Source organism: Serratia sp. JSRIV001 (assembly GCF_019968745.1).
Classification (GTDB): Bacteria; Pseudomonadota; Gammaproteobacteria; order Enterobacterales; family Enterobacteriaceae; genus Chania; species Chania fonticola_B.
This window is the reverse complement of record NZ_CP074147.1, coordinates 1,065,204-1,071,341: the sequence shown is the minus strand read 5'-3', so window position 1 is coordinate 1,071,341 and position 6,138 is coordinate 1,065,204. Positions and strand designations below refer to the sequence as shown.

4 protein-coding genes are annotated in these 6,138 nt (G+C 58.8%); 3 read left to right on the top strand and 1 reads right to left on the bottom strand.

Translation table 11 applies throughout. The features are described 5' to 3' along the window. The first annotated feature begins 67 nt into the window (after window positions 1-67). Genes KGP17_RS04790 through KGP17_RS04780 form a run of 3 tightly spaced genes read left to right on the top strand, consistent with a single transcriptional unit; the run spans window position 68 to window position 4,809 of the window. Window positions 68-1,465, top strand: a complete 1,398-nt coding sequence (locus tag KGP17_RS04790) for a TolC family outer membrane protein (protein WP_223498941.1) — start codon at window positions 68-70, stop codon at window positions 1,463-1,465. A gap of 25 nt (window positions 1,466-1,490) precedes the next feature. Then, window positions 1,491-3,629 (top strand): type I secretion system permease/ATPase, encoded by a 2,139-nt coding sequence (locus KGP17_RS04785; protein WP_209528804.1) that lies wholly within the window; start codon window positions 1,491-1,493, stop codon window positions 3,627-3,629. Between the two features lie 10 nt (window positions 3,630-3,639). Continuing rightward, complete coding sequence (locus KGP17_RS04780) at window positions 3,640-4,809, top strand: HlyD family type I secretion periplasmic adaptor subunit (RefSeq protein WP_094981414.1); 1,170 nt, start codon at window positions 3,640-3,642, stop codon at window positions 4,807-4,809. A gap of 222 nt (window positions 4,810-5,031) precedes the next feature. Here the strand turns inward: KGP17_RS04780 and mltB are convergent, their stop codons facing one another. Continuing rightward, window positions 5,032-6,111 (bottom strand): lytic murein transglycosylase B, encoded by a 1,080-nt coding sequence (gene mltB, locus KGP17_RS04775; RefSeq protein WP_223498940.1) that lies wholly within the window; start codon window positions 6,109-6,111, stop codon window positions 5,032-5,034. Window positions 6,112-6,138: the final 27 nt, after the last annotated feature.

Genomic DNA, 6,138 nt, shown 5'->3' with positions numbered 1-6,138 from the left:
GATCGTCACAATAACAAAGCCGAAACGGCAACCCAGCGCAGTTATCGGCATAGATGTGGTAGCGATAATGAAAAGACACCTTTATGGCATGGATGGAACTCGGCTCACGCTACGGCGTGCGGCCACAATCGGACTGTTTTTGGGCGGATTAGGCGGGCTGACTGGTCAGTCTCTCGCCGCACCGCAGGTCGAATTTAACTGGCAAGCCGCACCAACAGAACGTTCGGTCATGACGCTGACGTTACAGGATGCGATCCTGCGAGCCTTTGCTCGTAACCCGCAGATCGCCCAGGCTTCGGCGCAGATTAACGTGGGTAAGGCCGATCTGGCGCTGGCACAAAGCGCCTGGTTCCCGCAAATTGCCCTCAACAGCAATTTTGGCAAATCCAGCCAGACCGACTCCTCTGGCACCTTGAACAACAACGCCTCGGCAGGCGTAACCCTGAATCAGTTGCTGTATGACTTCGGCAAAACCAGCGGCAGCATTGAGGAACAAAATAACCTCTCCGACGCCTATCGCTACACGCTGTACCAAACCATGACCGAGGTGGGCCAACAAACGCTGCAGGCTTACCTACAGGTCAAGCGCTATCAGGACTTGGGTACAGCGGCGGAGCGCAACCTGGTGTCACTGAACCGGGTCAAGGAAATTGCCGAGCTGCGGGCCAATGCTGGCCTCAGTTCACAATCCGACGTGTTACAGGCGCAAACCCGCATCGCCGGGATGAACGCCACGCTGGAACAGTATCGCGCCCAACACCGTTCGGCCCTGGCGCAGCTTTCCGTACTGACCGGCGTCGTGCCGGATAAATTGCCCGACTTGCCGCAACAACTGTTGCAACAGAAAATCACCCTCAAGTCGCTACCCTATCAAAAAAGCAATGCGGTGCTCAGCGCGCAGGCCAAGCAGGAAGCCGCGACCCAGCGCATCCGCCAGGCCGAAGCGCAGCACTGGCCTACCATCTCGGTTCAGGCAGGCCGCACCCGCTATGAGAGCGATGGCAACGATGCCCAATCCTATTGGAACGATCAGCTGCAGCTCGTAGTGCAGGCACCGATCTATCAGGGCGGCGCGGTCAATGCCAAGGTCGATGCCGCCGAGGGCGATCGCCAGGCGGCACAGGCTCAGGTCGAGGCCGCCAAGCTGGATATGAACCAGAAAGCCTCCACCGCCTATGCGGACCTGATCGGTGCCCAGCAGCGAGAGCTTGCCGGTGCACAGCAGTTGAGCAGCGCGGACTATACCCGCAGCGTTTATCAGGACGAGTACAAGCTCAGCAAGCGCAGCCTGAACGACCTGCTCAGCGTGGAACAAGACGTGCTACAGGCAGAAAGCTCACGCGTTATCGCCCTGTACGACGGCTGGGACGCGGCGGTGCGCTACGCCTCCGCGGTCGACAACTTATTGGATATGCTGGGTATCGAGCGCCAACGAGCCAGTGGCGACAGCTTACCGTCGCTGTAGTCTGAATGATTTGCCAGGAGCGCTTATGTCACAACCTGCTTCACTCGAAGCCTGGATCGCAGCCATGGCCCGAGCGGCCAACGGCTACGGTCTGGCTGTCGATATCAAATCCGTCCGCCAGCAAATGCGCTGGTATGAACAACTGCCAGCCCCGCGCCGCCTGGAACGTCTGGGCCACCTGATGGGGCTTAGCGTCAGCTTGCAGCCACGGGAGAAAGTCCGCTGGCGCAACGAGATCCTGCCCGCGCTGATCGAGATCGACGACGGCGGCCTGATGGTGATCGAATCCCTCGATAGTGAGGGTAAGGCGCTGTATTGGCTCAACGACAGCGGCGACGTGCAACGAGAGGCCGAGCTGGTAGAGCTCCTGCTGAAAGGGCAAGGCACCATTGTGCTGCTGGGGGCGGCGAAGCGCGGGCAGGATGCGCGCATCGACGACTTCGTACAGCCCTATCGCAAACACTGGTTCTGGCAACATTTTCGCGGGGCAAAACGGCAAATCGGCGAGATCTCGCTGGCATCGATCATCAGCAACGTGCTGGCACTGGCCGGTATTCTGTTTTCGATGCAGGTCTATGACCGGGTTATTCCGGCCCAGTCTTACTCCACCTTATGGGTACTGTTCTTTGGGGTGCTGATCGCGGCGGCGCTGGAGTATGCCATCCGCCTGTCGCGCACCGTGATCTCCGATCTGATGGGCAAGAAAATCGACCTGAAGATCTCAGGCATGCTGTTTGCCCGCGCCCTGGCGATCAAAAACGAAGCGCGGCCAAAATCGACAGGCTCGTTTATCTCGCAGTTGAGGGAGATCGATCAGGTACGGGAATTGCTGACTTCCACCACCGTGGGCGCGGCGGCGGATATGCCCTTCGTGCTGCTGTTCCTCGCCATTATGGCGCTGGTTGGTGGCCCGCTGGTGTTTATCCCGATGCTGGCGATCCCGCTGATCGTCATTCCTGGCATCTTGCTGCAATGGCCGATGGCCAAGCTGGCGAAGGAAGGCATGCGGGAAAGCGCACTGCGCAATGCGGTGCTGGTTGAGTCGATCGAAGGGGTTGAGGATATCAAGGCACTACAAGCCGAGCCCTACTTCCAGCGCCAATGGGAGCAGACCCACGCGGTCAGTGCCAACATCGGTATGCAGCAGCGGCTGTGGGGGGCGCGGCTCAGCGGTTGGGCCTCGACGGTACAGCAGTTGACCTATGCCGGTATGCTGGTGTTTGGCAGCTATCTGGTGCTCGCGGGCGATATCACGACCGGTACCATGGTGGCCTGTAGCCTGCTTTCCTCACGCACCATCGCCCCCCTGATGCAGTTGACCATGGTGTTCTCACGCTGGCAGCACGCCAAAACCGCCATGACCGGCCTTGACGATCTGTTGAAGAAGCCGCTCGATAAACCGGAAGAGGGCAAGATGGCTCATTGCCCGGTGCTCAGCGGCCATTTCCAACTGCGCAATCTGCAATACAGCTACGACGTGGAGAAAGGGGAAAACTCGATCACCGTCAATAATCTGGAGATCAAACCCGGCGAACGGGTAGCGATCCTCGGCAAGGTCGGCGCGGGGAAATCGACGCTGCTGAAGCTGCTCTCCGGTCAAGCCAGCGCCACCCGGGGCAAGGTGATCATCGACGGGGTCGACATCAGCCATATCGATCCCAGCGATGTACGCCGCCAACTGGGCTTTCTCTCGCAGGAGTCGCGGCTGTTTTTCGGCAGCCTGCGCCAGAACCTGATGCTCGGCCACCCTCATGCTACCGAATCGGAAATGCTTCAGGCGCTGCGGATCTCGGGGGCACTGAGCCTGGTGCAACAAGATGCCGCCAGCCTGGATCGCATTATTCATGAAGGAGGCCGCGGCCTGTCCGGCGGCCAGCGCCAGATGGTGTTGTTGAGCCGTATGATCCTGCGTAACCCGCAAATCGTGCTGCTGGATGAACCCACCGCCTCCATGGATGAACAGTTGGAAGAGTACGTGATCCGCCAGATGCACGGCTGGCTCAGCGGCCGCACGCTGGTGCTGGTCACCCATCGGCCAGCGCTGTTGAAGCTGGTAGATCGCATTGTGGTGCTGGATAACGGCCGCGTGGTGGCCGATGGGCCAAAGGATCAGATCCTGCAGGCAGCCAATAAGCCGATCAATAAAGAACAGGGCGTAGCATGAGGAGCAGGCAATGAGCAATATCACCATGCAAGACGATCTGGCACGCCAGGGGCGGCGGCATTCCTCGGTACTTTGGTTGACGCTGTTGGGGATGATCCTGTTTGTGGTCTGGGCCTATTTTGCCCTGCTCGATGAGGTCACCGTCGGCACCGGCAAGGTCACGCCCTTAAGCCGGGCGCAGCTGATTGAGAGCCTGGACGGTGGGATTATCGACCACCTGTATGTGCATGAAGGGGATATCGTCAACAAGGGCCAGAAACTGGCGCAGTTGGATGTGAAACGCTTCCAGTCCAACTATGGCGAGGCCTTTTCCCGCGTACGCACCCTGCGCGCCTCCGCCGAACGCCTGCGTTCCGAGCTGACCGGCGAGCCACTTCAGTTCAGCGCCGATACCTTGAAGGAGCCAAGTCTGGTGGCCCGTGAACGCCAGCTGTATGAATCCCGCAAGCGCAACCGCGATGAGACCGTCAGCAACCTGCAACAGTCGATGCAGTTGGTCCAGCAGGAGTTACGCATGACCGAACCGCTAGTTGCCAAAGGGGCTGCCGGCCAGGTTGAAGTCATCCGTCTGCGGCGGCAGGTCAGCGAACTGCGCGGTAAGATCGACGAAGCAAAAAACCAGTATGCCGTGCGGGCGCGTGAGGAGCAGGTAAAAAACAACGCCGATCTCGACGCCCAGTTAGAGCTGGTGAACGGTAAGGAAGATCAGTTGGATCGCGCCACCATGCTCTCGCCAGTGCGTGGGATCGTGAAGGATATTCAGGTGACCACCGTGGGCGGCGTGTTGCAGCCGGGCGGCAAGCTGATGGAGATCGTGCCGTTGGAAGATCAGTTGCTGATCGAAACCCGCATCAACCCACGGGATATCGCCTATATCCGCCCTGGCCTGCCCGCCACCGTCAAGGTAACCGCCTATGATTCGTCGATCTACGGCAACCTGAATGGCGAGGTGGAGAACGTTTCCCCGGATACCCTTCAGGACGAGGTCAAACGTGACCAGTATTACTACCGGGTTTACGTGCGCACCAAGCAGGCGGAGCTGATGAATAAGGCGGGTAAGAAGTTCCCGATCGTGCCGGGAATGGTGGCCAGCGTGGAGATCAAAACCGGGCAGAAAAGCGTGCTGGATTACCTGATCAAGCCGCTGAACAAGGTGAAAGAGTCGTTGCGGGAACGTTGATGCCCCCTCACCCCAACCCTCTCCCACAGGGAGAGGGAGCTGATAGCCCTTGCTCTGTTGGGAGAAGGAGGTCATTTCAGCAACCTTTGATTGTCACTTCAACCACCGGTGCTTATGTAGAATCACTACATTTTAAGTCCCACTCGATCGGTCCCCTCTCCCTGTGGGAGAGGGTTAGGGTGAGGGGCAGCTCTCCGAGCTAAAATCAATCACCCAAAAAACTCACTGCCCGCGCCGAGCCCTGCCCACCGCTTCACCCAACTGCCACACCGCCATCGAATAATGCACGCTGTGGTTATAGCGGGTGATGGCGTAGAAGTTCGGCAGGCCGTACCAGTATTGATAACGGTTTCCCATATCCAGGCGCAGCAGGCTGACCTGCTGATTACCTTCCAACGAGCCTTGCGGCGTCAACCCAGCCGCAGCCAGCGTAGCGACCGAATAATTGGTTTTAAAACCGGTCTCTAAACCAGGAGCCTGGCCATTAGCTGGCACCGCCACCGTTGCCCCACGCGTCCAGCCATGAGCTTTGAAGTAGTTGGCTACGCTGCCGATGGCATCCACCGGATCCCACAGGTTGATATGGCCGTCGCCGTTGAAGTCAACCGCATAGCTCTTGAACGACGAAGGCATGAACTGGCCATAGCCCATCGCACCGGCGTAGGAGCCGCGCAGGGAAAGCGGATCGTCACCTTCGGCACGCGCCATCAGCAGGAAGGTAGCCAACTCACCGCTAAAGTACTCGGCACGGCGTGGGTAGTTAAACGACAGCGTCGCCAACGCATCGATAATGCGCGTTTTGCCCATCACCCGGCCCCAACGGGTTTCCACCCCAATAATGCCCACGATAATTTCTGGCGGTACACCGTAAACCTGATAGGCGCGCTGGAGATCCGCCTCATATTTATTCCAGAACACCACCCCGTTCTGCACGTTATCCGGCGTCAGGAACTTGTTGCGATAGCGGATCCAGGCGCCGTTTGGCGACGTCGCTGGCTTGCCTGCGGGTGCCTGCTTATCCATCAGAGCCACCACCCAGTCCAACTGTTTGGCCTGGGCCAGTACGTCATGCAACTGCTGGCGTTCAAAGCCGTGATCCTGCACCATCTTGTCGATAAAGCGCGCCGTCGCCGGATTATTGGCAAAGTCGCCGCCCAGCGGATGAATGGCATGCTCCGGTTCAAGCACAAAGCCACTCTGCACCAGACTATCTGGGGGGGCCAATTGCTCGGTAGGTTTAGGCTCGCTGCTACAGGCAGCCAGCAAAGGGATCAGGGGTAAAAGCGTAACCAGGTGACGCATCGGATATCCATATAGGCCAGGCAAAAA

Coding starts and splice junctions, on each gene's coding strand:
- mltB (WP_223498940.1), bottom strand. CDS start 6,111: ATGCGTCACCTGGTTACGCTTTTACCCCTGATCCCTTTGCTGGCTGCC.
- KGP17_RS04780 (WP_094981414.1), top strand. CDS start 3,640: ATGAGCAATATCACCATGCAAGACGATCTGGCACGCCAGGGGCGGCGG.
- KGP17_RS04785 (WP_209528804.1), top strand. CDS start 1,491: ATGTCACAACCTGCTTCACTCGAAGCCTGGATCGCAGCCATGGCCCGA.
- KGP17_RS04790 (WP_223498941.1), top strand. CDS start 68: ATGAAAAGACACCTTTATGGCATGGATGGAACTCGGCTCACGCTACGG.